Below are 22,254 nucleotides of genomic sequence, written 5' to 3'. Positions count from 1 at the left end.
TCTCTAGGCGGCGCCCTTGCTCGCTGCCGGCTGCGGCTGCAACCAGCCGGCGTGCGCTTCGCAGAAGTTCAGGATCCGCTGCACCCGGCGGATCTGATCCCGATGGCGGCATTCGCCCACCACGGTACGCACCAGCAGATCGACGTTCTGCATGTGGATCAGGCGCAGATCCGCGCTCATGTCGGGGCAGGCTTCCATCTCGTCAATGCGCGTCTCGCAACGCGAGAGCAGTCGCTCGATGAAGGCCGGAGAGAAGCGGGCGGGGGTCTGGGCCGTTTCCAGGTCCTTGACCGCCACCTGGGAGAGGGGGGAGAGCGTTTCCATGCGCAAGATCTCGCGTCCGTATCGATGTCTTACTATTGCATGCTTTGCCCCTGCGTTTCAGCTGCCGGTGGTCAGCTGGCTATCCGGTCGTTTCCAGGGCTCAGCGCGGATGTCCGGGTGCTTCTGTCGCCACGTCGAGCAGCGCTGAACGCGCCTTAAGATAAGACTGCTTCTGCTGCAAGTCGGCCGGATGATCGATGGTGAGCCCGGCCAGATAGCTCTGCCAGGCGGCCAGATAGGCCTTCTGCGCATTGCGCAGCAGTCGATCCTGGCCGGCGGGTAACTGGTCCGTAGCAGACTTCTCTTCGGCAGCGGCCCGGGTCTGGCAACTGCTCAGCCGCTGACGAAAGTCCGCCAGCCGCCCTTGCTCGCCCGCCAGGCGAGCGTTGTTGCCGTGCAGCACCAGCAATTCGCAACCATAGAGGGCGCTGTGCAACCGGGCCTGCAGCGTCCAGCTGGGCGAGCGACTCAGGTCTATGCCAGCACCGGCTGGCTGGGCCGGTTGCTGCACGGCGCAGCCACCCAGGATCAGCAGTAGGACGAGCAGCAGGGGAGGGCACAAACGCATCTTCCGGTCTCGGCAAAGCTCAGGCAGGGACCAGCCTACTGGTAACGTTGCCATTCCCGATACTTGTCCATCAGGTGGTCACCGACCGCCTGCCGGTGCTTGCAGTCCTCGCCGCTCAGCGGACTGGGTTCGCAGACGGAGCCGGCTGGGCTGTAGTGGTTGCAGCCGGTCAGTAGCAGGGCGAGGCATAGCAGGAGCGGTTTCACACAGTCTTCTCGGGTGAGGATAGGTAACGCCGCCGGTGAGCCTGGACGAGCAGTCGGGGGCTCACTGGGCGGGTAAGCGGCGCTTACTAAGGGCTTCGGCGTGGTTTGCTGCTTGAGTTGATGGTCACGTCATCGACGATCGTGGTCGCCAGCGCCTTAATCTGATCGGACGTCATCGCCGAGAATACACCCTCCCAGGCGCTGGACGAGGTGTCGTAGTTGCGCGTCGCCAGAGTTTCCCCCGAGGTTGCGTCCTGGTAGCGCACCTGGGCGCTGATCCAGGCATTACCCGCCATCACTCCCACCGAATAGCGCAGGCCTGAGCTCATGTAGCGAAAGTTGGTAACCTCGATGGTGGCTAGAGTCGCTGCCGCCTTCGGCCGCTCGGTCAGGACCTGCAGCCCCTTGGCCTGGCCCCGGATACGCAGGGCCTCCAGCCATTCGCTCTTCAGCAGCGGCCATTTTTCGTTGGCCTGAACCTTGGCATCGGCCTTGAACAGCACCACCAGCGTGGTTTTGGCATCGGCATAGACAGGAATCGGCGTCTGATCCGCAGAGGAGGTAACCTTGGCAGCGCAGCCGCCGAGCAGTAGGAGTGCAGCGACAACGACGAGTTTGATCATCGGTTGGCTCCGGTGATGGAAGGTCCGGCTCCAGGGACGCTCGCCCTGCGCTGGACGAGACGTTGGCGGACCGGTCAGGGCAGTCTAGTCGCTGCTACTAGGGGCGCAGTCTTTTGCTGCAAGGCGGCAGATGACCCGGCGATACCAACTCTTGCACGGTCGATTGCCAGGCACAAAAAAACCGCCTCAATGGGCGGTTTCTTCAGTTTCCATGCCTCTCAGCGGCGGCCTGGAAGGTACAACTTGGTGCCCCGGGGGAGACTCGAACTCCCACTCCTTTCGGAAACGGATTTTGAATCCGCCGCGTCTACCGGTTCCGCCACCGGGGCAATGGCGGCGGAGTATAGGGACGCGGGCAGGCCCGGTCAATCCAAAGTGCTTTGGTGAAAAAGGTCGCTTCCGGTAAGCTGTGCGGCCTTTCGAGATCTACCTGCCATGCACGTCGCCGACTTCCATTTCGACCTCCCCGAATCCCTCATCGCCCGTCATCCGCTGGCCGAGCGCCGCGGCAGTCGATTGCTGGTGCTCGACGGCCCCAGCGGTGAGCTGAGTCATCGCCACTTCGCCGATCTGCTGGGTTATCTGCGACCCGGCGACCTGATGGTGTTCAACGACACCCGGGTGATACCCGCGCGGCTGTTCGGCCAGAAGGCCAGCGGCGGCAAGCTGGAGGTCCTGGTGGAGCGGGTGCTGGACGAAGAGCGGGTGCTGGCCCATGTGCGCTCCAGCAAGTCGCCCAAGCCGGGCAGCCGCATCCTGATCGACGGCGGCGCCGAGGCCGAGATGGTGGCGCGCCACGAGGCGCTGTTCGAATTGAAATTCGCCGAGCCGGTGCTGCCGCTGCTGGAGCGGGTCGGCCACATGCCGCTGCCGCCCTATATCGACCGGCCCGACGAAGCCGAGGATCGCGAGCGCTACCAGACCGTCTATGCGCGCAATGCCGGCGCCGTGGCCGCGCCTACCGCCGGACTGCACTTCGACGAGCCGCTGCTGGACGCCATCCGCGCCAAGGGCGTGACGACCGCCTTCGTCACCCTACACGTCGGTGCCGGTACCTTCCAGCCGGTGCGGGTGGAAAAGATCGAAGACCACCACATGCACCGCGAGTGGCTGCAGGTCGACCAGGCCGTGGTGGATGCCGTGGCCGCCTGCCGCGCCCGTGGCGGCCGGGTGGTCGCGGTCGGCACCACCAGCGTGCGTTCGCTGGAGAGCGCCGCCCGTGACGGCGAGCTCAAGGCCTTCGCTGGCGAGACGGACATCTTTCTCTATCCCGGCCGGCCCTTCCACGTGGTCGATGCGCTGGTGACCAACTTCCACCTGCCCGAGTCGACCCTGCTGATGCTGGTGTCGGCCTTCGCCGGTTACCGCGAGACCATGGCCGCCTATGCCACGGCCGTGGCCGAGGGCTATCGCTTCTTCAGTTATGGCGACGCCATGTTCATCACCCGCAATCCCGGGGCCCAGGGCCCGGAGAGCTGATATGAGTTTCATGAATTTCGAATTGCTGGCCACCGAGGGCAAGGCCCGTCGCGGTCGCCTGACCTTTCCCCGCGGCGTGGTCGAGACCCCGGCCTTCATGCCGGTCGGTACCTACGGCACGGTCAAGGGCATGCTGCCCGACAGCGTCGCCGATATCGGTGCCCAGATCATCCTCGGCAACACCTTCCATCTCTGGCTACGGCCTGGGACCGAGGTGATCCAGCGCCATGGCGACCTGCACGACTTCATGCAGTGGCAGGGGCCGATCCTCACCGATTCCGGCGGCTTCCAGGTGTTCAGCCTGGGCGCGCTGCGCAAGATCAAGGAGGAGGGCGTCTACTTCGCCTCGCCGGTGGACGGCGCCAAGGTCTTCATGGGCCCCGAGGAATCCATGGCGGTGCAACGCGCCCTGGGCTCGGACATCGTGATGATCTTCGACGAGTGCACGCCCTATCCGGCGGACTTCGACACCGCGCGTCGTTCCATGGAACTGTCGCTGCGCTGGGCCAAGCGCTCCCGCGAAGCCCATGGCGACAATCCCTCGGCGCTGTTCGGCATCGTCCAGGGCGGCATGCACGAAGAACTGCGCCTGAGATCCCTGGAGGGGCTGGAAGGCATCGGCTTCGACGGCTATGCCATCGGCGGCCTGTCGGTGGGCGAGCCCAAGGAAGAGATGATCCGGGTGCTGGACTTCCTGCCACCGCACCTGCCGGCGGACAAGCCGCGCTACCTGATGGGCGTGGGCAAGCCGGAAGACCTGGTGGAAGGCGTACGCCGCGGCGTCGACATGTTCGACTGCGTGATGCCCACCCGCAACGCCCGCAACGGCCATCTGTTCATCGATACCGGCGTGCTCAAGCTGCGCAACGCCGTGCACCGTCACGACGAGACGCCGCTGGATCCCACCTGCGACTGTTACACCTGCAAACATTTCTCCCGGGCCTATCTGCACCATCTGGATAAATGCGGGGAAATGCTGGGGAGTATGCTGAATACGATCCACAACCTGCGGTATTACCAGCGCGTGATGGCCGGTTTGCGCCAGGCTATCCAAGAGGGTAAATTGGCCGACTTTGTGGACGCCTTCTATGCACGGCGCGGCCTGCCTACGCCGCCGCTCGACCGCTGAAAGCCCCTGTCCGATCGTCCAGGCGAAACGGCGCTCGCGCGTCCTTCGCCGGGTGCGTGAGCGGGGTCCCGAGGCGGTCGGAACGGCTGCGAGCGACCCCCGGCATCTCTTCTTTTTCCGTCATCCAACTCTGCAAGGAGTAGTGCAATGAGTTTTCTGATTTCCACGGCCCAGGCCCAGGAAGCTGCCGCGCCGGCCGCCAACGCTGCACCGGGAGGTGAATACATTCAGTTCATCTTCCTGATCGGCTTCGTGGTGATCTTCTATTTCCTGATCTGGCGTCCCCAGGCCAAGCGCACCAAGGATCACAAGAACCTGATCGGCGGCCTGCAGAAGGGTGACGAAGTGGTGACCACCGGTGGTATCGCCGGCCGCATCAACAAGGTCACCGACGAGTTCGTGGTGCTGGAAGTGTCCGACAACGTCGAACTGAAATTCCAGAAGGGCGCCATTGCCGCGACCCTGCCGAAAGGCACCCTGAAGGCGCTCTGAGCCTTCCTCAATCTAGCTAACACCGGGGCGCGCAAGGCGCCCCGCCTTTATCTCGGGCGGTGTCATGCTCAACAAATATCCCCTCTGGAAGTACCTGCTGATCCTGGCCGTACTGGTCGTGGGCGCCATCTATTCGGTTCCTAATCTGTACCCCGACGATCCGGCCCTGCAGATCAGCGCTTCCAGCACCGAACGCGCGGTGACCCCCGCCGAGGTCCAGCGTGTAGACGCGGCCCTGGCGCAGGCGAAGCTCGCCGTGAAGTCCAGTGATCTCAACGCCAATGGCAGCCGGGTGCTGATCCGCCTGACCCGCGCCGATGATCAGCTGCCGGCCCAGGAAGTGGTCCGGCGTACCCTCGGCGACGACTTCGTGGTTGCCCTGAACCTGGCTCCTACCACGCCGCAGTGGCTGCGCAAGCTGGGCGCCAGCCCGATGAAGCTCGGCCTGGACCTGTCCGGCGGTGTGCACTTCCTGCTGGCGGTTGACATGGACAAGGCCGTGGATGCGCGCCTGAAGGTCTATGACAACGAGGTCAAGACCCTGCTGCGTCGCGAGAAGGTGCGCTATCGCAGCATGCCCGACCAGAACGGTGCCCTGCAGCTCGGCTTCACCGACGCCGCCGACCTGCAGCAGGCGCAGAGCCTGATCCGCAAGAACTACACTGATTTCGAGCTCACCACCGATACCCGGGGCGACCTGCAGGTGCTGCGTCTGCAGCTGACCGAGGCCAAGTTGCGCGAGATCCGCAACTATGCCGTCACCCAGAACCTGACCACGGTGCGCAACCGGGTCAACGAACTGGGCGTGGCCGAGCCGCTGGTGCAGCGTCAGGGCGCCGACCGCATCGTGGTCGAGCTGCCGGGCGTGCAGGACACCGCCGAAGCCAAGCGCATCCTCGGCAAGACCGCCAACCTGGAATTCCGCCTGGCCGCCACCGCGGACACCCCGCGGGCCTCCACCGAGAGCTTCGAATTCCGCGAGCCCGGTCGCCCGGCGGTGCCGCTGGAGCGTAACGTCATCATCACCGGTGACCAGGTCACCGACGCCTCGGCCAGCTTCGACGAAAACGGCCGGCCCCAGGTCAACATCCGTCTGGATGGCCATGGCGGCGATCTGATCAACCGCGCTACCCGCAGCAACGTCGGCCGCAGCATGGCGGTGGTGTTCATCGAGCAGCGTCCGGTCACCCGCTACACCACCCAGACCGTGGATGGCGTGCAGAAGGAAGTGGCGGTGCCCGGCTTCGAGGAAGAGCGGCGCATCATCAGCCTGGCGACCATCCAGTCGGCCCTGGGCAACAGCTTCCGCATCACCGGCCTGAACGGTTCGGGCGAGGCCTCGGAACTGGCGCTGCTGCTGCGTGCCGGTGGCCTGGCCGCACCCATGTACTTCGCCGAAGAACGCACCCTCGGCCCGAGCCTGGGCGCCGACAACATCGAGAAGGGCATCGACGCCTCGCTGTGGGGCATGGTCTTCGTCTCGCTGTTCCTGATTGCCATCTACCGCTTCTTCGGGCTGCTGGCGACCATCGCCCTGGGCTTCAACATGGTCTTGCTGATGGCCTTGATGTCCATCCTGCATGCCACCCTGACCCTGCCGGGTATCGCCGGTATCGTCCTGACCATGGGCCAGGCGGTGGACGCCAACGTGCTGATCTTCTCGCGGATCCGCGAAGAGATCGCCAACGGCATGCCGATCCAGCGCGCCATCCATGAGGGCTTCAGTCGCGCCTTCACGGCGATTCTGGACTCCAACCTGACGACCCTGCTGGTGGGCGCCATCCTGTTCGCCATGGGCACCGGGCCGGTCAAGGGCTTCGCCGTGACCATGTCGCTGGGTATCTTCACCTCCCTGTTCACCGCCATCTTCGTGACCCGTGCCATGGTCAACCTGATTTATGGCGGCCGGAACGTCAAGAAGCTGTGGATTTGAGGACGCGGCGATGAAAAAGACCATCAATTTCATGGGCGTACGCAATATCGCGTTCGCCATCACCGCCCTCCTGACCGTTCTGGCGTTGTTCAGCTGGTTCTACAAGGGACTGAACTTCGGCCTGGATTTCACCGGCGGTACCCTGATCGAGCTGCGCTACGAGCAGCCCGCCGACCTTGGCAAGATCCGTCAGGAATTGCAGGGCGCCGGCTTCGGAGAAGCCGTGGTGCAGAGTTTCGGCGCCACCACCGATGTGCTGGTACGGATGCCGGGTGACAACCCGCAGCTGGGTCAGCAGGTGACCGGCGCGCTGCAGAAGGCGAGCACCGAGCGCTTTTCCCTGACCCGCACCGAGTTCGTCGGTCCGCAGGTGGGCGCGGAGCTACGTGACCAGGGCGGCCTGGGCATGCTGCTGGCCCTGGGCGGGGTGCTGCTCTACGTGGCCTTCCGCTTCCAGTGGAAGTTCGCCGTGGGCGCCATCATTTCGCTAGTGCACGACGTGGTGGTGACCCTGGGTCTGTTGTCGTTCTTCCAGATCACCTTCGACCTGACGGTGCTGGCAGCGGTCCTGGCCATCATCGGCTACTCGCTCAATGACACCATCGTGGTGTTCGACCGGGTGCGGGAAAACTTCCGGGTGCTGCGCAAGGCCAGTCTGATCGAGAACATCAACGTCTCGACCACCCAGACCCTGCTGCGTACCCTGGCGACCTCGATCTCGACCCTGCTGGCCGTGGCGGCGCTGCTGTTCTTTGGCGGCGACAACCTGTTCGGCTTCTCGCTGGCGCTGTTCATCGGCGTGCTGGCCGGTACCTACTCGTCGATCTATATCGCCAACGTGGTGCTGATCTGGCTGGACCTGAAGAGCGAAGACCTGATCCCGCCGCAAGCCAAGGAACTCGACGAGCGTCCCTGATGTCCCAGGCATGGCAAAGGGCCAGGTGCCCGCTATGACAGAGTAGTCAGGAGGTTGTAGTGAACAAGTCGATGCTCGTAGGTACGGTTCTGGGAGCCATCGTCGCCACCGCAGGTGGCGCCGTGGCGTACAGTTTCGTCGACCGCGGGCCTCAGTACGCCGAGGTCGTCGCCGTCCAGCCGGTCAAGGAAACGGTCAAGACCCCGCGCGAGGTCTGCAAGGAGGTCGCGGTAACTCACCGTCGGCCGGTTCAGGACCAGCACCAGATCGCCGGGACCGCCGTAGGCGCGGTCGTCGGCGGTCTGCTGGGCAACCAGGTCGGCAACGGCAGCGGCAAGACCCTGGCGACCATCGCCGGTGCCGTTGGCGGTGGTTACGCCGGCAACAAGGGTCAGGAATACATGCAGAACCGCGACACCTACACCACCAGCCAGACCCGCTGCAGCACGGTCAATGATAGCAAGGACCAGGTGGTCGGCTATGACGTTAAGTACCTGCTGGATGGCAAGATCGGCCAGGTCCGCATGGACCACGAGCCGGGCAAGCAGCTGGAAGTGAAGAACGGCCAGGTGCTGGCCAGCCAGTGATCCGCGCCAGCGGCTGAAGTCCCCAGAGCTTCAGGCACAAAAAACCCGCTACCAGGCAACTGGTAGCGGGTTTTTTGTTGGCGCTCGCGCGGTGATTCGAGAGGGCTGTCGCTCCGGCCGGGCGCGCCGGGCGCCCTGGCCGGTGCCATCACTCAGACGGCGGGGCGGGGGGTTTCTGCTTTGGGCCGAAGCCACCGCCGGGCGGAGATCCACGCCGGCGCCTCGAACAGACCGTTGATGCCGCGCGCTTCCAGCAGCTTGGCGATGGCCACCGGCACCAGGATGCCGAAGGCGCAGCCGGCGACGATATGCAGCAGGCCGTCGTTGATATGCAGGCCCTTGCTCAGGATGATGCGGGCGCCGCTGCCGCTCAGTACGTGCATCACGTAGATCGGCATGGACAGCGCGCCCAGGGTGAGTACCCATTGCAGCGGCCGCTGCGCCAGCACCATGCAGGTGGCGCTGACGAAGACGATGCCGTTCAGCGCCAGCACCAGGGTGGCCAGGCCGCGATCGGTGTAGACCAGGCCCAGCAGGCCGTGGAACCAGTATTCGAGCACCACGAACAGCAGACCCGAACCCAGCATCACGCGGCCGGCCTGCTCCTCGATGGCCTGCTTGAAGTTGTTGAACCAGACACCGAAGGCGAAGAACACGAAGTTCTGCGCGGTGAAGGTGAAGAAGAAGTCTTCCGGGCCGGCGTTCTGGAACAGATAGACCAGGGCGCCAAAGGCGAACACGGCGAAGAAGGCCAGCGGCTTGGCCCAGCGATAGGCGAGCATGGCCAGGCAGAACACCAGGAACAGCGCATAGAGGAACCAGAACTGCTGGCGTGGCTCCCAGACCGTCAGGACTTCGCTGAAGCTCACGCCGCCGTTGGTGTAGCGCGACATCAGCGCCTCCACCGAACCCTGCAGCAGCGACCACACCAGGAAGGGATAGACGATGGTGTCGATCTTGTTCACCAGCAGGCCGCCGGTGCCGCGCTTGACGAAGGAGTTGTAGAAGAACAGGCCGGACAGGAAGAAGAACAGCGGCATGTGGAAGCTGTAGATGACGCTGTCCACCAGGCCGTGGAATTCGGCGTCCTGCAGGATGCCGGCGTTGAGCAGGCCGCGGACGACATGGCCATAGACGACCAGCACGATGCCTATGGCTTTCGCATAGTCGACCCAGAGATTGCGAGTGTTCATTGAATGATCCTTTTCAAAAGAGAACCTGTGCAGCTGAGGCCAAAGCACTGGGGCAAACGAAAGCAGGGACGCTGCGGCGCCAGGGCGCGCGTGGCGACAGGTTCGGTCATGGTAGGACTCCCGAAGGAACGACGTCCGTAAGTAGCCGGTTACAGGAAGGGGCTCCTTGCCCGCGTTCTGACCGTGGCTATCTGCCATTGTTCATGGCCTGTTTCCGGCGATGCGTGACCGGGACGACACTTTGGCCGCCCGAGGGGCAATTGTCCGACGAGCTGTAACCGGATGTTTAAAGGGAATCTTTGACGAACTGCAGCTGCTTCTCCTTGAGCAGGGGCTCGTAGCGCGGCGAGGTATAGATCAGCAGGACCTGCTTCTTGCGCGCCGCCTGGGCGCTGAACTTGTAGACGACGGTGTCGTGATCGAAGGCCAGATAGGCCTGGGCGTCGTCGTCCTGGTTCAGACGCTCGAAGGCGGCGGCCGACGACTGGGAGGAGGGTTTGCCGTACTTCTGGGTGAGGCCTTCGGCAATCAGGAAGGACTGCGCCAGGGGCGTGACGATGGACAGGCGCAGGAAGCGGCCATCGATGAAGAAGGCGCCGGCCTCGACCTTTTCACCGGCGAAGCCGAGGTCAGTGCATTCGAAATACTCGACGCCGACCACATCGATCTTGCGCGGCTGGAAGGTGCAGAGCTTTTTCGCCAGAAAGGCCTTCTGGTCAGTGCCGAAGGCAATGCCGGCGTAGCCGTCCACGGCCCTGGCCGGCGCGGGGACGAGCACCAGCAGCGCCAACAGGGGCGCAAGGAGAGGCGACAGGTAGGACCTGACGGTCATGGTGATCTGGATTCCCTTCACGAAGGCCCGCAGGCCCACTCAACCCGACGGATGCTAAGAGCTCCGCCGGGGCTTTGCCACCGCTGTCGACGGCTTTTGTCGAGGGGTTCAGGGTTGGCGTCAGGCGATGCCGGGCGGAATCTGATCCTTGCCGTAGTCCTTGAGCTTTTCCAGATTTTCCGGCTTCTGGTGCTCGGGGACGTCGTCGCCGTCGGCGGGGGTGTCCAGGGGTTCCTGATCGCGGGTGTCTTCGCTCATGGCAGCGCTCTCGGCAGGGGATGTCCGACTTTGAGGGGAGCGCCGCCCCGGCGGTTCCGCAGGATCAGCCGCCGCCGCCGTCGTCGCTGAGCCAGCCTTCGCGGCGGGCCAGGCGCCAGGCGAGCAGCGCGGAGATCAGGCCACGCAGCGCCATGAAAGCGAGAAAGGCCAGCCACAGGCCGTGATTGCCGAGGCCGCGCAGCAGGCCGCCGAGCGGCAGCGCCAGTAGCAGGGCCAGCAGCATCGAGTTGCGCATCTCCCGGGCGCGGGTGGCGCCGATGAAGAGGCCGTCCAGCAGGTAGCTGACCATGGCGATCAGCGGCAGCACGGCCAGATAGGGCAGGTAGGCGTGGGCCGCCTGGCGCACCTCGGCGATGTCGCTCTGCAGGGCGACGAACAGATCGCCGCCGAGGGCGAAAGCCAGGGCGAAGCCGAGGCTGGCCAGCAGCGACCAGCCGCCGGCGATCACCAGCACCCGGCGCAGAGTGGCGCCTTCGCGGGCGCCGAGGGCATGACCGGCCAGGGCCTCCACCGCATGGGCGAGGCCGTCGAGGGCGAAGGCGGTGACCAGCAGGCCATTGAGCAGCAGGGCGTTGACCGCCACCGTGGTCTCGCCCAGCTGGGCGCCCTGGGCGGCGAACAGCAGGAATACCGCCTGCAGCGCCAGGGAGCGAATGAAGATGTCGCGATTGACCGCCAGCAGCGGCCGCCAGCTGGCGAGGCGACGCAGCGCCAGGCGGTCGATCCGGCCGGGCCACAGCCGCAGACGGCGCAGCACCAGCCAGAGGCCGAGCAGCATGCCGCTCCATTCCGCCAGGACCGAAGCCAGCGCGATGCCCTGTACCCCAGCGCCGAGGCCGAGCACGAAGCCGGTCACCAGCAGCAGATTCAGGGCATTGGTGGTGAGCAGCAGCACCAGCGGCGTGCGCGCATCCTGGGTGCCGAGCAGCCAGCCGATCACCGCGTAGCTGAGCAGCGCGGCAGGCAGGCCGAGCAGGCGCAGGTGCAGGAAGCGCGCGGCCAGGTCGGCGAAGGCGGGATCCAGGCCGAGCCAGCCGAACAGCGGTTCCAGCGCCAGGCTGGCGGCCAGCAGCAGGAGCAGCGACAGGCCCAGCCCGAGAAGGCCGGCCTGCAGGAGAATCTGGCGCAGGGCGGCGCCATCGCGCCGCCCGCTGGCCTGGGCGGCGAAACCGGTGGTGCCCATGCGCAGGAAGCCGAGGATGCCGAGCAGGGCGGTGTAGAAGGCGCCGCCCATGGCCACCGCGGCGAGCTGGCGGGCTTCGGGCAGATGGCCGGCGATGGCGCTGTCGACCAGGGTCACCAGCGGCACGCTGAGATTGGACAGGATCATCGGCGCGGCCAGGGCCCAGACGCGACGGTGCAGCAGGGGATGACGCCAGTCGGCAAGCAGGGTGGACATGGGCTAATCGCAGCGGCGGCGGAGGGCGCATTGTAGGCCAGCCGGACCGGGTGGTCCTCCGCCGCCGCGCCTGCGGGTGTCAGTCCAGTTGCCCGCCACCTTCGCGCAGGTCCGCCTGGGTGGTCGCCGCGCAGGTGAGCGCCAGGCGCAGGCCGGCGACCAGGGTCTCCAGGGCCATGGACGGCGCCCCGTGCTGGTGTGCGGCCTGGGCCGGCAGGTAGGGGATGTGGATGAAGCCACCGCGTACCCCGCTGCCCTGCAGGCGATGCTGCAGGCCGTAGAAGACGTGGTTGCAGACGAAGGTGCCGGCGGTCTGGGACACCGCTGCGGGGATGCCGGCGTCGCGCAGGACCCGGGTCATGGCCTTGATCGGCAGGGTGCTGAAGTAGGCCGCGGGGCCGCCGGCCACCACCGGCTCGTCGATCGGCTGGCGCCCGGCATTGTCGGGAATGCGGGCATCGTCGACATTGATGGCGATGCGTTCCAGCGACAGCTCGGCTCGCCCGCCGGCCTGGCCGACCGCCACCACCAGGGTCGGGCGATGGCGGTCGAGCAGCTCATCCAGGACCCGGAGCGCCGCGCCGAATGCGGTCGGCAGCTGCGCCGCGACCACCGGTAGATCGCCGAGACATTCGCCATCCAGGCGGCGCACGGCTTCCCAGGAGGGGTTGAGGGCCTCGCCGCCAAAGGGGGCGAAACCGGTGAGCAACAGGGTCATGGGACCTCACATCAGCAGATAGAGCAGCACCACGTTGCAGGCCAGCACCGCCAGGGCGGTGGGGACCTGGGCCTTGATCACGGCGTTTTTGTCGTCCAGTTCCAGCAGGGCCGCCGGGACGATGTTGAAGTTGGCCGCCATGGGCGTCATCAGGGTGCCGCAGTAGCCGGAGAACATGCCGATGGCGGCCATCACCGCCGGATCGGCATGGTAGACACCCACCAGCACCGGCACGCCGATGCCGCCGGTCATCACCGGGAAGGCGGCGAAGCCGTTGCCCATGATGACGGTGAAGGCGGCCATGCCCACCACATAGACCACCACCGCCACCAGGCGCAGATCGAGGGCCACGTAGGCGGTGGCCAGATGCGCCACCGCCTTGCCGACGCCGGCATCGGTGAAGACCAGGCCGAGCATGGCCAGGGCCTGGGGCAGCACCAGCGACCAGCCCAGGGCATCGGTCAGGCGGCGCGACTCGCGCATCGCCTGGATCGGGGTGTCACGGGTCAGCCAGCAGGCCAGCGCCAGGGCCACCAGGGCGCCCAGGCCGAGGGAGACGAAGGTGACGTTCTTGGGATCGAGCAGTGGCAGGCCGGCGATCTGCACGTCCTTGAGCAGCACGCTGCCGATCACCGTCACCACGGGAATCGCCAGGGCCGGAATGAACAGGCGATTGCCCAGGCGGCCGGCGCTGGCACGGGTCTCGCGTTCCGGGCGCGTCACGTGGTGACCACTGCCCACCGCGCCGCAGCCGGCCAGCACCGCCATCAGCAGCACCCCGGCGCCCACCCAGGCCGGCGGCAGGCGATCGCCGATCAGGAAGACCAGGCTGAACAGGCTCCAGAACAGGCCGCTGGTCCAGCGCTTGGGATGCTGACGATCGGCCAGGGTCATGACCGCGGTCAGCGCCAGGATGGCGCCGGCCAGCCAGAACAGATACTGGATCGACAGGATCATGGCTGCACCTCCTTGCGCGCGGTCAGCTCGCGGTAGAGCTGGCGATCGAAGCGGTGCAGGCGCAGGGCATGGATGAAAAAGGCGCAGAGCGCCGTGGGAATGCCCCAGAGGGCAATGTGCAGGGGTTCGACATCGAGTCCGGCGCCGAGCAGAAAGGTGTGCATCAGGGCGATGGCGCCAAAGGCGACAAAGATGTCCTCGCCAAAGAACAGCCCGATGTTGTCGGTAGCGGCGCAAAAGGCCAGCAGCCGCTGGCGCAGGGCCTCGGGCAGGCGGCCGTGGATCTTTTCGGCGGTGCCTTCGGCCATGGGCGCCAGCAGCGGCCGCACCATCTGCGGATGGCCGCCGAGGCTGGTCAGCCCCAGGGCGGCGGTGGTCTCGCGGACGAAGAGATAGAAGATCAGCAGGCGGCCGACGGTGGCGTTGCGAAAACGCGCGATCCAGTTCTGCGCATGCAGGCGCAGGCCGTGGCGTTCGAGCAGGCCGATCACCGCCAGTGGCAGCAGGATGATCAGCGGCAGGGCGCGCGCCTTGATGAAGCCGGTGCCGATGGCGGCGAGCAGCGCCTCGGGGCTGAACTGGGCGGCGATCCCGGTGGCCACGGCGGCCAGGGCCACCACCAGCAGCGGATTGAATCTCAGCAGGAAGCCGACCACGATGACCAGCACGCCCAGCAGCGGCCAGAGGTTGACGGTGGTTTGCATGGGTGGATGTCTCCAGCGGGTCCACCGCGCTCCGGGCAGACGGTGCGGCGGACGGTAGGAAGCCGCGGACGGCTTCGGCTGATCCAGGCAGTGCCCCAGGCACGGCTCGTTATTGTTGTCAGGCGTCATGTGGCATAACGCCGGCTGGCATCTTTCGCCGCCGGTGGAGGTGGCGTCCAGCAAATAAAACTGTTCGCCGCCGATAGGGAAAAGCGGGGCAGACAAGGCTGCTGGTGGGGGTAAAGTGGCGGGATAGCCTTGTCGAGGTCCCCATGAATCTGCGCTTTCTCGATACCTTCGTCTGGGTCGCCCGGCTCGGCAGTTTCCGTCTGACGGCGGAAAAGCTGTCCACCACCCAGGCTGCCATCTCCAGTCGCATCGCCGTGCTGGAGAGCGAACTGGGCGTGCAGCTGTTCCTGCGCGATTCCCGCGGTGTGAGTCTGACCGCCGAGGGTCATCGGGTACTGGGTTACGCCGAGCGGATGCTGGCCACCCAGCGCGAGCTGCACGAGGCCCTGGGGCATGGCCAGACCCTGGAGGGCCGCCTGCGCATCGGCGTGATGGATACGGTGATCCACAGCTGGCTGGATCAGCTGATCGCCGCCGTCACCCAGACCTATCCGGCCATCGAGCTGGAACTGACCGCGGACACGGCGCTGAATCTGGCCGAGCAACTGGCGCGCGGGCAGCTCGACCTGATCTTCCAGACCGATCTGCTGCGCGCCGAGGGCATCCGCAATCTGCACCTCGCCAGCTATCCGGTGCGCTGGCTGGTGGCCAGTGACAGTCATCTGGCGCGACCCTACGCCAATCTGGCCGAACTGGCTGGCGAGCGCCTGATCACCTTTTCCCGCCATTCGCGACCGCACCAGGACATCCTCGGCCTCTTGCAGCGCGAGGGCATCGCCGAACCACGGGTCTGCTGCATCAACTCGGTGGCGGCCATCATCAAGCTGATGGGCGAGGGCTTCGGCATCGGCGCCCTGCCGCCGGCCCTGGTGATCGAGGAATTGGCCCGTGGCAGCCTGATGCCCTTGCCACTGGCCGGGCCGCCGCCCTTCGATGTCCAGGCCAGCTGGCATGGCGGCGCTGGCCTGGCGCTGAGCGAGGCGGTGGTGGCCCTGAGCCAGACGGTGGTGGCCGACTGGTGTACGCGGCTGGGCCCGGAGCGCGCCTTGCCGGTGCTGGTCTAGCCCGGGTGTTTCAACGGCTTCTTATCGCCAGCGCCCGGAATCTTTTGTTGGACAGCGGCGCCCCGGCTTTCCGACACTCCAGCTACTTCCTCAGAGGATCCTGTCATGTCCGCTCGCCTGCTCCTCAATTGCGATTCCGGTGAAAGCTACGGTGCCTGGTCCATGGGCGACGACGCCCATGCCATTCCCCTGGTCGACCAGGCCAACCTGGCCTGCGGCTTCCACGCCGCCGATCCCCTGACCATGCAGCGCGCCGTGACCCTGGCGGTGGCCAATGACGTGCAGATCGGCGCCCATCCGGCCTATCCCGATCTGGTGGGTTTCGGTCGGCGGCCCATGGCCTGCACCCCGGCCGAGGTGGAAGCCATGATCCTCTACCAGATCGGCGCGCTGGACGCCTTCTGTCGCGCCGCAGGCGTGCGCGTCGAGTACGTGAAGCCCCATGGCGCCCTCTACAACGCCCTGGTCAAGGATGATGCCCTGCTCACCGCCGCGCTCGCTGCCTGCGCCCGCTATCGCCAGGGGCTGCCGCTGATGGTGCTGGCCAAGGCCGACAATGACCGCGAGCGCCGACTGGCCGAAGCCGCCGGGGTGCCGTTGCTGCTGGAAGCCTTCGCCGATCGCGCCTATCTGGCCGACGGTTCCCTGGCGCCGCGTGGCCAGGTTGGCGCCGTTCACCATGACCCCGAGCGCATCCTGGCCCAGGCCGTCGCCATCGCCCGCGGTGAGGACTTTCCCGGCTTCAATGGCCAGCCCATGCGGCTGCAGGCCGACAGCCTCTGCGTGCATGGCGACAATGCCGAATCCCTGGCAGTGCTGCGTCGGCTGCGCGCCGCACTGGATGCCCTATGATCGTCGGCAAACCCTTTGGCGTCGCGGCGCTGCTGCTCGAGCTGGCCGAGCATCCCGACGCCGAGCTGCCCCCGCGTATCGCCCGCCTGGGCGAACGGATTCGCCAGCGCTTCGGCCTGGCGGTGACCGATCTGGTGGCGGGCTGGACCAGCCTGCTGGTGCACTACGATCCCCTGCAACTGACCCTGGTCGAGCTGCAGGCCGGCCTCGCCCCCCTGCTGGCCGACTGGCCGGGCGCCGCGCAGGCGGGCGAGGGCGGGCGTCTGCACCAGGTGCCGACGCTCTATGCCGGTCCCGACCTGGCCGAGGTGGCCGAGCGCTGTGGCCTGAGCGCGGCCGAGGTCATTGGCCTCCACAGTGGGCGTGACTATCAGGTGGGCGCCATCGGCTTCATGCCGGGCTTCGCCTTTCTCGGCGAGCTGGACGAGCGCCTGGCGCTGCCCCGGCGCAGCACGCCGCGTACCAGCGTGCCCGCCGGCAGTCTGGCCATCGCCGAGCGCCAGACCGCGGTCTATCCGCAGGCCTCGCCGGGCGGCTGGAATCTCATCGGCCGCTGCCTGTGGACGGTCTTCGATGCCCAGGCCGAACCGCCGTGCCTGCTGGCGCCCGGGGATCGGGTGCGCTTCGTCCCGGTGGACGAAGCCGCCTTTCGCGCCCAGGGAGGTCAGCCATGAGTGGTCTCAAGGTCATCAAGTCCGGTCCCCTGACCCTGTTGCAGGACCTGGGGCGCCAGGGCTGGCAACACCTGGGCGTGGCGCCCTCGGGGCCCATGGACGGCCATGCCGCGCGCTGGGCCAATCGGCTGGTGGGCAATCCGGTAACGGCGCCGCTGCTGGAGATCGCCCTGGGCGGTGCCGAATTCGAAAGCGAGACCGGCACCTGGCTGGCGCTGACCGGTGCGCCGCTGGACGCCCGGCTGGATGGCGAGCCGCTGCCGGCCTGGTCGTGCTTTCCGGTACAGGCCGGCGCGCGCTTGCGCCTGGGCTTCGCCCAGGCCGGACAGCGCGCCTACCTGGCCGCCGCCGGTGGCGGTTTCCAGGCGCCGGCGACCCTGGGCAGCGTGGCCAGCAATCGCCGCGAAGGCCTGGGTGGGCTGGAGGGCAGGGGCGCGCCGCTCGCGGCCGGTCAGCGGCTGACCTGTGCGGCGGTGAGCGAGCTGCATAGCCACGGCTGCGGTCCGGCTGCGCGCTTCGTGCCGGACTATCGCCAGGTGCCGACGCTGAGGGTGATCCTTGGCGGCGACGCCGAGGCCTTCGGACCGGCGCAGCAGCAGGCGCTGTTCACGCAACCCTGGCGGATCAGTCCGCAATCCGATCGCATGGGTATCCGCCTGGCTGGCGACGTACCCCTGGCGCCGCCCCGCCGCCAGTGGTCGTTGGGGGTGGTGACCGGTGCCATCCAGGTACCGCCCGACGGCCAGCCCATCGTGCTCATGGCCGATCGCCAGACCATGGGCGGCTATCCGCTGCTGGGCTTCATCCATCCACTGGACCTGGCGCGCCTGGCCCAGTGCCCGGCCCATCACGAGGTTCGCTTCGCCCCGGTGGAACTGGCCGTGGCCCAGGCCGAGTGGCGGCGTTTCCTGGCCTTCTTCGGGGGTTGAACACGCAGTCGGTCACGGCCGAGGAATCTTGTCCGCTTCGATGAGTCGCACGCTCAGGGGCGACGCCGACTTCCCTTTCTCAGCGTCTGGCTTGAAACTTGCCTCACACGTCCCCCTGTGACGACCGACAAGAAGGAGCTGGAACCGGCGATGAAAACTCCCAAACGCATCGAGCCGTTGATCGAGGACGGCTTGGTCGATGAGGTGATACGGCCCCTGATGAGTGGCAAGGAGGCGGCGGTCTACGTGGTGCGCTGCGGCAGCCAGGTGCGCTGCGCCAAGGTCTACAAGGAGGCCGACAAGCGCAGCTTCCGCCAGGCCGCCGAGTACCAGGAGGGGCGCAAGGTGCGTGGCAGTCGGGAAAACCGCGCCATGGCCAAGGGCTCCAAGTTCGGTCGGCGCGAGCGCGAGGACAACTGGCAGAACGCCGAGGTGACGGCGCTCTATCGCCTGGCCGACGCCGGGGTACGGGTACCCAAGCCCCACGACTTCCTCGACGGTGTGCTGCTGATGGACCTGGTCACCGACGGCAATGGCGAGGCCGCGCCGCGACTCAACGACGTGACCCTCACCGCCGAGGAAGCACTGCGCTATCACGAGCTGATGATCGGCCAGATCGTGCGCATGCTCTGCGCCGGACTGGTCCACGGTGACCTTTCCGAATTCAACGTGCTGCTGGCCGAGGACGGCCCGGTCATCATCGACCTGCCCCAGGCGGTGGACGCGGCCGGCAACAACCACGCCTTCCGCCTGCTGGCGCGGGATGTGGAGAACATGGCGCTCTACTTTGGCCGCTTCGCGCCTGAGTTGCGCACGACCCGCTATGCGCCGGAGATGTGGGCGCTGTTCGAGAAGGGCGAGTTGTTCGCCAATACCCGCCTGACCGGCGAGTTCGCCGAGCGCGAAGACCAGGCCGATGTCCATGCGGTGATGCGCGAGATCGAGGCGGCGCGGCGTGACGAGGAACGACGGCAGGCGGCGCGTCGCGAACAGGATGAGCCCAGTGTGCGCGAAGAGCCGCCACCGCCGTGGCTAAGCTGATCGTGAAGCAGAACGATTAGCGCTGCGATGAGACGAACGGCCCCAGTGGTCGGGCGATGAACGGCGTCCTCTGGGCGCCAGCGCGCTAAACTGGGCACTGAACAGCACAGGACTCTTTTCATGCAAGGCCATCCGGACGTCATCAACTACCTCAACCAGCTGCTGCGCGGCGAGCTGGCGGCACGCGACCAGTACTTCATCCATTCGCGGATGTACGAGGACTGGGGCCTGATGCGCCTGTATGAGCGGATCGGCCACGAGATGGAAGAGGAAACCCAGCACGCCGATGCGCTGCTGCGCCGCATCCTGTTCCTCGAAGGCACGCCGGACATGCGTCCCAATGCCATCACCGTCGGCCAGACCGTACCGGAAATGCTGCGCGCCGACCTGGCGCTGGAATACGAGGTACGGGAAGCCCTGGCCCAGGGCGTGGCCCTGTGCAACCAGCACAAGGACTTCGTCACCCGCGAGATCCTGGTGGTGCAGCTGGAAGACACCGAGGAAGATCATGCCTACTGGCTGGAGCAGCAGCTGGGCCTGATCGACAAGATCGGCCTGCAGAACTACCTGCAATCGCAGATGAAGGGCGGCACCACGCCCCATGGTGCCGGCCTCTAGCATCGGCTGAGCGGCGCCGCCAGGCGTCGCTCAGGACGTGCGGGCGTCGCCTTCCGGCGCTCGCGGCAGATAGAGCGAGATGCAGGTCCCTATGCCAGGCGTGGTATCGACCTGGATCTGGCCACCCGACTGGTGCACGAAGCCATGCACCATGGACAGGCCCAATCCGGTGCCTTGACCCGGTGGCTTGGTGGTAAAGAAGGGATCGAAGATCCGTTCCAGGATTTCCGGCGCGATGCCGCTACCGGTGTCGCTTACCTTGACCCGCACATAGTCTCCGGCAGGCAGATCGTCCGGTCGCTCAGGCGCGTCCTCGGGCAGATTGGCCGTGGACAACCGCAGCTGTCCTCCGTGGGGCATGGCATCCCGGGCATTGATCGCCAGGTTGAGCAGGGCGCTTTCCAGTTGCACCGCATCGATCACCGTGGACCACAGCGGTTCCGCCGGCTCGGCCTGGACGTCGATCGCCGGGCCGACGCTGCGGCGGATCAATTCCTCCATGGCCAGCATCAGCTCGTTGACGTCGGTGGGCTTGGGTTCCAGGGTCTGCCGCCGGGAAAAGGCCAGCAGCCGCTGGGTCAGGGAGGCGGCGCGTGCGGCATAGGCCTGGGCGCCACCGAGCAGCCGGTCGAGCTGGTCGGTACGCTGCTGCTGCAGACGGCGCTCGATCAGTTCCAGGCTGCCGATGATGCCGGCCAGCAGGTTGTTGAAGTCATGGGCGATGCCACCGGTCAACTGGCCGATGGCTTCCATCTTCTGCGCCTGATGCAGCGCCTGCTGCGCCTGGGTCAGCTCGGCGGTGCGCTCGATGACGCGCTGTTCGAGGGTCTCGTTGGCGGTACGCACCGCCTGGAACAACTGGGCCTGCTCGATGGCGATGGCCGCGCGAGCGGCCAGGGCCGCCATCAGCCGTTCATGGCGAAGGCTGAAACGCCCTGGTTCGGCATGGCCGAAGAAGAGTCCACCCAGCACCGTCCCGTCACGGGCCACCACGGCGACGGCCAGATAGCTGCGCACCGGCGGACGTCCAGGCGGCAGGCCCTGGTGCAGTGCGGACTGGCCATAGCGCGGATCGGTAGCCACATCGTCGGCTCGCACCACGCCCGCGTTCTCCAGGGTGGGGGCGAACATGGCCGTGGCGCCGGGCTCGCCAAGGCACTCGAAATCGACGCGCTCGGCACCGGATAGGGTGAAGAGCCGCAGGCCGCCGCCATCGCCGGTGACCTGATGACTGAAATAGGCGCCGAAGTGGGCGCCCGTCAATTCCACCCCGGCATCGGTCACGGTCTGCACCAGATGCGCCAGATCCAGCTCGCTGGCCAGTTCCGTGTCGATGCGCTTGAGGGCTTCCAGGGTGCGGGTTTCCTCGCGCAACTCGGCTTCGGCCTGCTTGCGGTCGCTGATGTCGACCAGGAATTCGAAGGCGCTGCCATCGGGCAGGCGCTTGGCGGCCACCAGGGCCCAGCCGGTCGAGTCGTCGCGGCGTCGATAGCAACGCTCCTCGGGCGGCGCCTGGGCGTCGGCGCGTGGCAGTCTCGGTGCCGGCCAGGCGATGCGCCCGGCGGCCAGGTCCGCGCGGTCATGGCCGCTCATGCGCAGGAAGGCGTCATTGGCATCGATCAGCCGGCCCTCGGCATCGAAGCAGAGGGCACCCACCGTCTCGATTTCCAGGGCGGTGCGAAAGCGTCGTTCGCTGGCTTCCAGGGCAGCCCGGGCCAGATGGGCCTCGGTGACGTCCTGCCCCTGGCAGAAGATGCCGATCACCTGGCCGGTTTCGTCGGTCAGGGGTTCGTAGATGAAATCCAGATACAGGGTGCGCACCGGTTCGCCCACGGTCTCCAGGCGCAGGGGCTGGTGCTCGGCGACAAAGCGGCGACCGCTGCGATAGACCTGTTCGAGCCACTCGAGGTAGCCCTGACTCTGCAATTCGGGAAAGACTTCGCGCACCGTAAGGCCTTCACGGGGCCGGCCATCGAACAGGCGGCTGTAGGCGACATTGACGAAGTCGAAGACGTGGTCCGGCCCGCGCACGATGGCGACGAAGCCGGGCGCCTGCTCGAACATCCGCCGCTGGCGCGCGGCCTCGGCGGCGCGCCGGCGCTCGTCGAGGATGCGCTGGGTGGTCTCGTGGCCCTGGTTGAAGATCCCGGCGATCTCGCCGCCCTCACCGCGAATCGGCGTGAAGCTGTAGTTCCAGTAGGTCTCGCTGGCCACACCCTGGCGCACCATCGGCAGCAACTGGTCGAAGACCGAAAAGCCCTGGCCGCTGCTCAGGACCTGCTCGAACTGCGGTCCGACCACCGGCCAGATGTCCTGCCAGACCTCCTGGGCGGGACGTCCGAAGGCCCAGGGGTGACGTTCCGCGGGAATCGGTGCCCAGGCATCGTTGTAGAGCAGCAGCAGGTCGGGGCCCCAGTAGATGGCGGTGGGAAAGCTGGAATTCAGGCAGATGCTCAGGGCCGAGCGTAGCGATTGCGGCCACTGCGACGGCGGGCCCAGGGGCGAATCCGACCAGTCGTGGGTGCGCAAGCGGGCACCCATCTCGCCGCCGCCGGCGAGAAAGTCCAGTTCGTTCCAGTCGGCAATCTGCGCTGCCATCTATCGAGCC

Annotated in this window: 24 protein-coding genes and 1 tRNA gene; 12 read left to right on the top strand and 13 right to left on the bottom strand. The window is 66.6% G+C overall.

The features are described 5' to 3' along the window. Positions 1 to 3 precede the first annotated feature (3 nt). The 5 genes from OMP44_RS20975 to OMP44_RS20955 all read right to left on the bottom strand — a co-directional run bounded on the left by OMP44_RS20975 (position 4) and on the right by OMP44_RS20955 (position 2,050). Positions 4 to 324 (bottom strand): hypothetical protein, encoded by a 321-nt coding sequence (locus OMP44_RS20975; protein WP_280310983.1) that lies wholly within the window; start codon positions 322 to 324, stop codon positions 4 to 6. 100 nt (positions 325 to 424) lie between these two features. Then, on the bottom strand, positions 425 to 892 hold the full coding sequence (locus OMP44_RS20970) for a hypothetical protein (protein ID WP_280310981.1): 468 nt from the start codon (positions 890 to 892) through the stop codon (positions 425 to 427). A gap of 35 nt (positions 893 to 927) precedes the next feature. Then, positions 928 to 1,098 carry a hypothetical protein gene (locus OMP44_RS20965; RefSeq protein WP_273861990.1) on the bottom strand — a complete coding sequence of 57 codons (171 nt, stop codon included), beginning with the start codon at positions 1,096 to 1,098 and terminating at the stop codon, positions 928 to 930. An 86-nt stretch (positions 1,099 to 1,184) separates the two neighbouring features. Next, complete coding sequence (locus tag OMP44_RS20960) at positions 1,185 to 1,721, bottom strand: hypothetical protein (RefSeq protein ID WP_273861989.1); 537 nt, start codon at positions 1,719 to 1,721, stop codon at positions 1,185 to 1,187. 244 nt (positions 1,722 to 1,965) lie between these two features. Next, positions 1,966 to 2,050, bottom strand: a tRNA-Leu gene (locus tag OMP44_RS20955). 106 nt (positions 2,051 to 2,156) lie between these two features. On the opposite strand from OMP44_RS20955, the gene queA reads away from it, so the two are divergent. The 6 genes from queA to OMP44_RS20925 all read left to right on the top strand — a co-directional run bounded on the left by queA (position 2,157) and on the right by OMP44_RS20925 (position 8,257). Continuing rightward, on the top strand, positions 2,157 to 3,200 hold the full coding sequence (gene queA / locus OMP44_RS20950) for a tRNA preQ1(34) S-adenosylmethionine ribosyltransferase-isomerase QueA (RefSeq protein WP_273862737.1): 1,044 nt from the start codon (positions 2,157 to 2,159) through the stop codon (positions 3,198 to 3,200). A 10-nt stretch (positions 3,201 to 3,210) separates the two neighbouring features. Continuing rightward, complete coding sequence (tgt, locus tag OMP44_RS20945; protein ID WP_051226203.1) at positions 3,211 to 4,329, top strand: tRNA guanosine(34) transglycosylase Tgt; 1,119 nt, start codon at positions 3,211 to 3,213, stop codon at positions 4,327 to 4,329. Positions 4,330 to 4,476: 147 nt separating this feature from the next. Beyond that, entirely contained in the window at positions 4,477 to 4,821 is a 345-nt protein-coding gene (gene yajC, locus OMP44_RS20940; protein ID WP_007162951.1) for a preprotein translocase subunit YajC, read from the top strand. A 64-nt stretch (positions 4,822 to 4,885) separates the two neighbouring features. Then, the gene (gene secD / locus OMP44_RS20935) at positions 4,886 to 6,754 is read left to right on the top strand and encodes a protein translocase subunit SecD (RefSeq protein ID WP_273808566.1); all 1,869 of its coding nucleotides are present in this window, start codon (positions 4,886 to 4,888) and stop codon (positions 6,752 to 6,754) included. Between the two features lie 10 nt (positions 6,755 to 6,764). Beyond that, complete coding sequence (gene secF / locus OMP44_RS20930) at positions 6,765 to 7,670, top strand: protein translocase subunit SecF (protein WP_187978578.1); 906 nt, start codon at positions 6,765 to 6,767, stop codon at positions 7,668 to 7,670. Positions 7,671 to 7,729: 59 nt separating this feature from the next. Beyond that, positions 7,730 to 8,257 carry a glycine zipper 2TM domain-containing protein gene (locus OMP44_RS20925; protein WP_133863139.1) on the top strand — a complete coding sequence of 176 codons (528 nt, stop codon included), beginning with the start codon at positions 7,730 to 7,732 and terminating at the stop codon, positions 8,255 to 8,257. A 152-nt stretch (positions 8,258 to 8,409) separates the two neighbouring features. Here OMP44_RS20925 and OMP44_RS20920 read toward each other — a convergent pair whose 3' ends face one another. From OMP44_RS20920 to OMP44_RS20890, 7 genes are all read right to left on the bottom strand, one after another. Further along, positions 8,410 to 9,450: an acyltransferase family protein gene (locus OMP44_RS20920; protein WP_133863140.1), complete on the bottom strand. Its 1,041-nt coding sequence runs from the start codon at positions 9,448 to 9,450 to the stop codon at positions 8,410 to 8,412. A gap of 286 nt (positions 9,451 to 9,736) precedes the next feature. Further along, on the bottom strand, positions 9,737 to 10,282 hold the full coding sequence (locus OMP44_RS20915) for a hypothetical protein (protein WP_273862736.1): 546 nt from the start codon (positions 10,280 to 10,282) through the stop codon (positions 9,737 to 9,739). Between the two features lie 120 nt (positions 10,283 to 10,402). After that, a complete protein-coding gene (locus tag OMP44_RS20910) occupies positions 10,403 to 10,540 on the bottom strand; it encodes a hypothetical protein (RefSeq protein ID WP_007159685.1) in 138 nt (45 codons plus the stop codon). Between the two features lie 64 nt (positions 10,541 to 10,604). Then, positions 10,605 to 11,960: an MATE family efflux transporter gene (locus OMP44_RS20905; RefSeq protein ID WP_273862735.1), complete on the bottom strand. Its 1,356-nt coding sequence runs from the start codon at positions 11,958 to 11,960 to the stop codon at positions 10,605 to 10,607. A 79-nt stretch (positions 11,961 to 12,039) separates the two neighbouring features. Continuing rightward, entirely contained in the window at positions 12,040 to 12,678 is a 639-nt protein-coding gene (pcp, locus tag OMP44_RS20900; RefSeq protein ID WP_280310971.1) for a pyroglutamyl-peptidase I, read from the bottom strand. 6 nt (positions 12,679 to 12,684) lie between these two features. Then, a complete protein-coding gene (locus OMP44_RS20895) occupies positions 12,685 to 13,635 on the bottom strand; it encodes a DUF979 domain-containing protein (RefSeq protein ID WP_133863144.1) in 951 nt (316 codons plus the stop codon). Continuing rightward, positions 13,632 to 14,339 (bottom strand): DUF969 domain-containing protein, encoded by a 708-nt coding sequence (locus OMP44_RS20890; protein WP_273862734.1) that lies wholly within the window; start codon positions 14,337 to 14,339, stop codon positions 13,632 to 13,634. The genes OMP44_RS20895 and OMP44_RS20890 overlap by 4 nt, the downstream gene beginning before the upstream one ends. Before the next feature lie 272 nt (positions 14,340 to 14,611). On the opposite strand from OMP44_RS20890, the gene OMP44_RS20885 reads away from it, so the two are divergent. From OMP44_RS20885 to bfr, 6 genes are all read left to right on the top strand, one after another. After that, positions 14,612 to 15,532 carry a LysR family transcriptional regulator gene (locus tag OMP44_RS20885; RefSeq protein WP_027597217.1) on the top strand — a complete coding sequence of 307 codons (921 nt, stop codon included), beginning with the start codon at positions 14,612 to 14,614 and terminating at the stop codon, positions 15,530 to 15,532. Between the two features lie 105 nt (positions 15,533 to 15,637). Beyond that, positions 15,638 to 16,384 carry a 5-oxoprolinase subunit PxpA gene (locus tag OMP44_RS20880; RefSeq protein ID WP_273862733.1) on the top strand — a complete coding sequence of 249 codons (747 nt, stop codon included), beginning with the start codon at positions 15,638 to 15,640 and terminating at the stop codon, positions 16,382 to 16,384. Further along, a complete protein-coding gene (gene pxpB, locus OMP44_RS20875; RefSeq protein WP_273862732.1) occupies positions 16,381 to 17,058 on the top strand; it encodes a 5-oxoprolinase subunit PxpB in 678 nt (225 codons plus the stop codon). The genes OMP44_RS20880 and pxpB overlap by 4 nt, the downstream gene beginning before the upstream one ends. Beyond that, positions 17,055 to 17,987 carry a 5-oxoprolinase subunit C family protein gene (locus OMP44_RS20870; protein WP_280310967.1) on the top strand — a complete coding sequence of 311 codons (933 nt, stop codon included), beginning with the start codon at positions 17,055 to 17,057 and terminating at the stop codon, positions 17,985 to 17,987. The genes pxpB and OMP44_RS20870 overlap by 4 nt, the downstream gene beginning before the upstream one ends. Positions 17,988 to 18,137: 150 nt before the next feature. Beyond that, positions 18,138 to 19,028 (top strand): PA4780 family RIO1-like protein kinase, encoded by an 891-nt coding sequence (locus OMP44_RS20865; RefSeq protein WP_017642530.1) that lies wholly within the window; start codon positions 18,138 to 18,140, stop codon positions 19,026 to 19,028. Positions 19,029 to 19,148: 120 nt separating this feature from the next. Further along, on the top strand, positions 19,149 to 19,646 hold the full coding sequence (gene bfr / locus OMP44_RS20860; protein ID WP_007159675.1) for a bacterioferritin: 498 nt from the start codon (positions 19,149 to 19,151) through the stop codon (positions 19,644 to 19,646). A gap of 30 nt (positions 19,647 to 19,676) precedes the next feature. Here the strand turns inward: bfr and OMP44_RS20855 are convergent, their stop codons facing one another. After that, positions 19,677 to 22,244: an ATP-binding protein gene (locus OMP44_RS20855; RefSeq protein WP_280310964.1), complete on the bottom strand. Its 2,568-nt coding sequence runs from the start codon at positions 22,242 to 22,244 to the stop codon at positions 19,677 to 19,679. Between the last annotated feature and the right edge of the window lie 10 nt (positions 22,245 to 22,254).

Source organism: Pseudomonas flavocrustae, from assembly GCF_029872515.1.
Lineage (GTDB): Bacteria > Pseudomonadota > Gammaproteobacteria > Pseudomonadales > Pseudomonadaceae > Chryseomonas > Chryseomonas aestiva.
The sequence above is the reverse complement of the archived record's forward strand: the minus strand, read 5'-3'. Positions and strand labels throughout refer to the sequence as shown.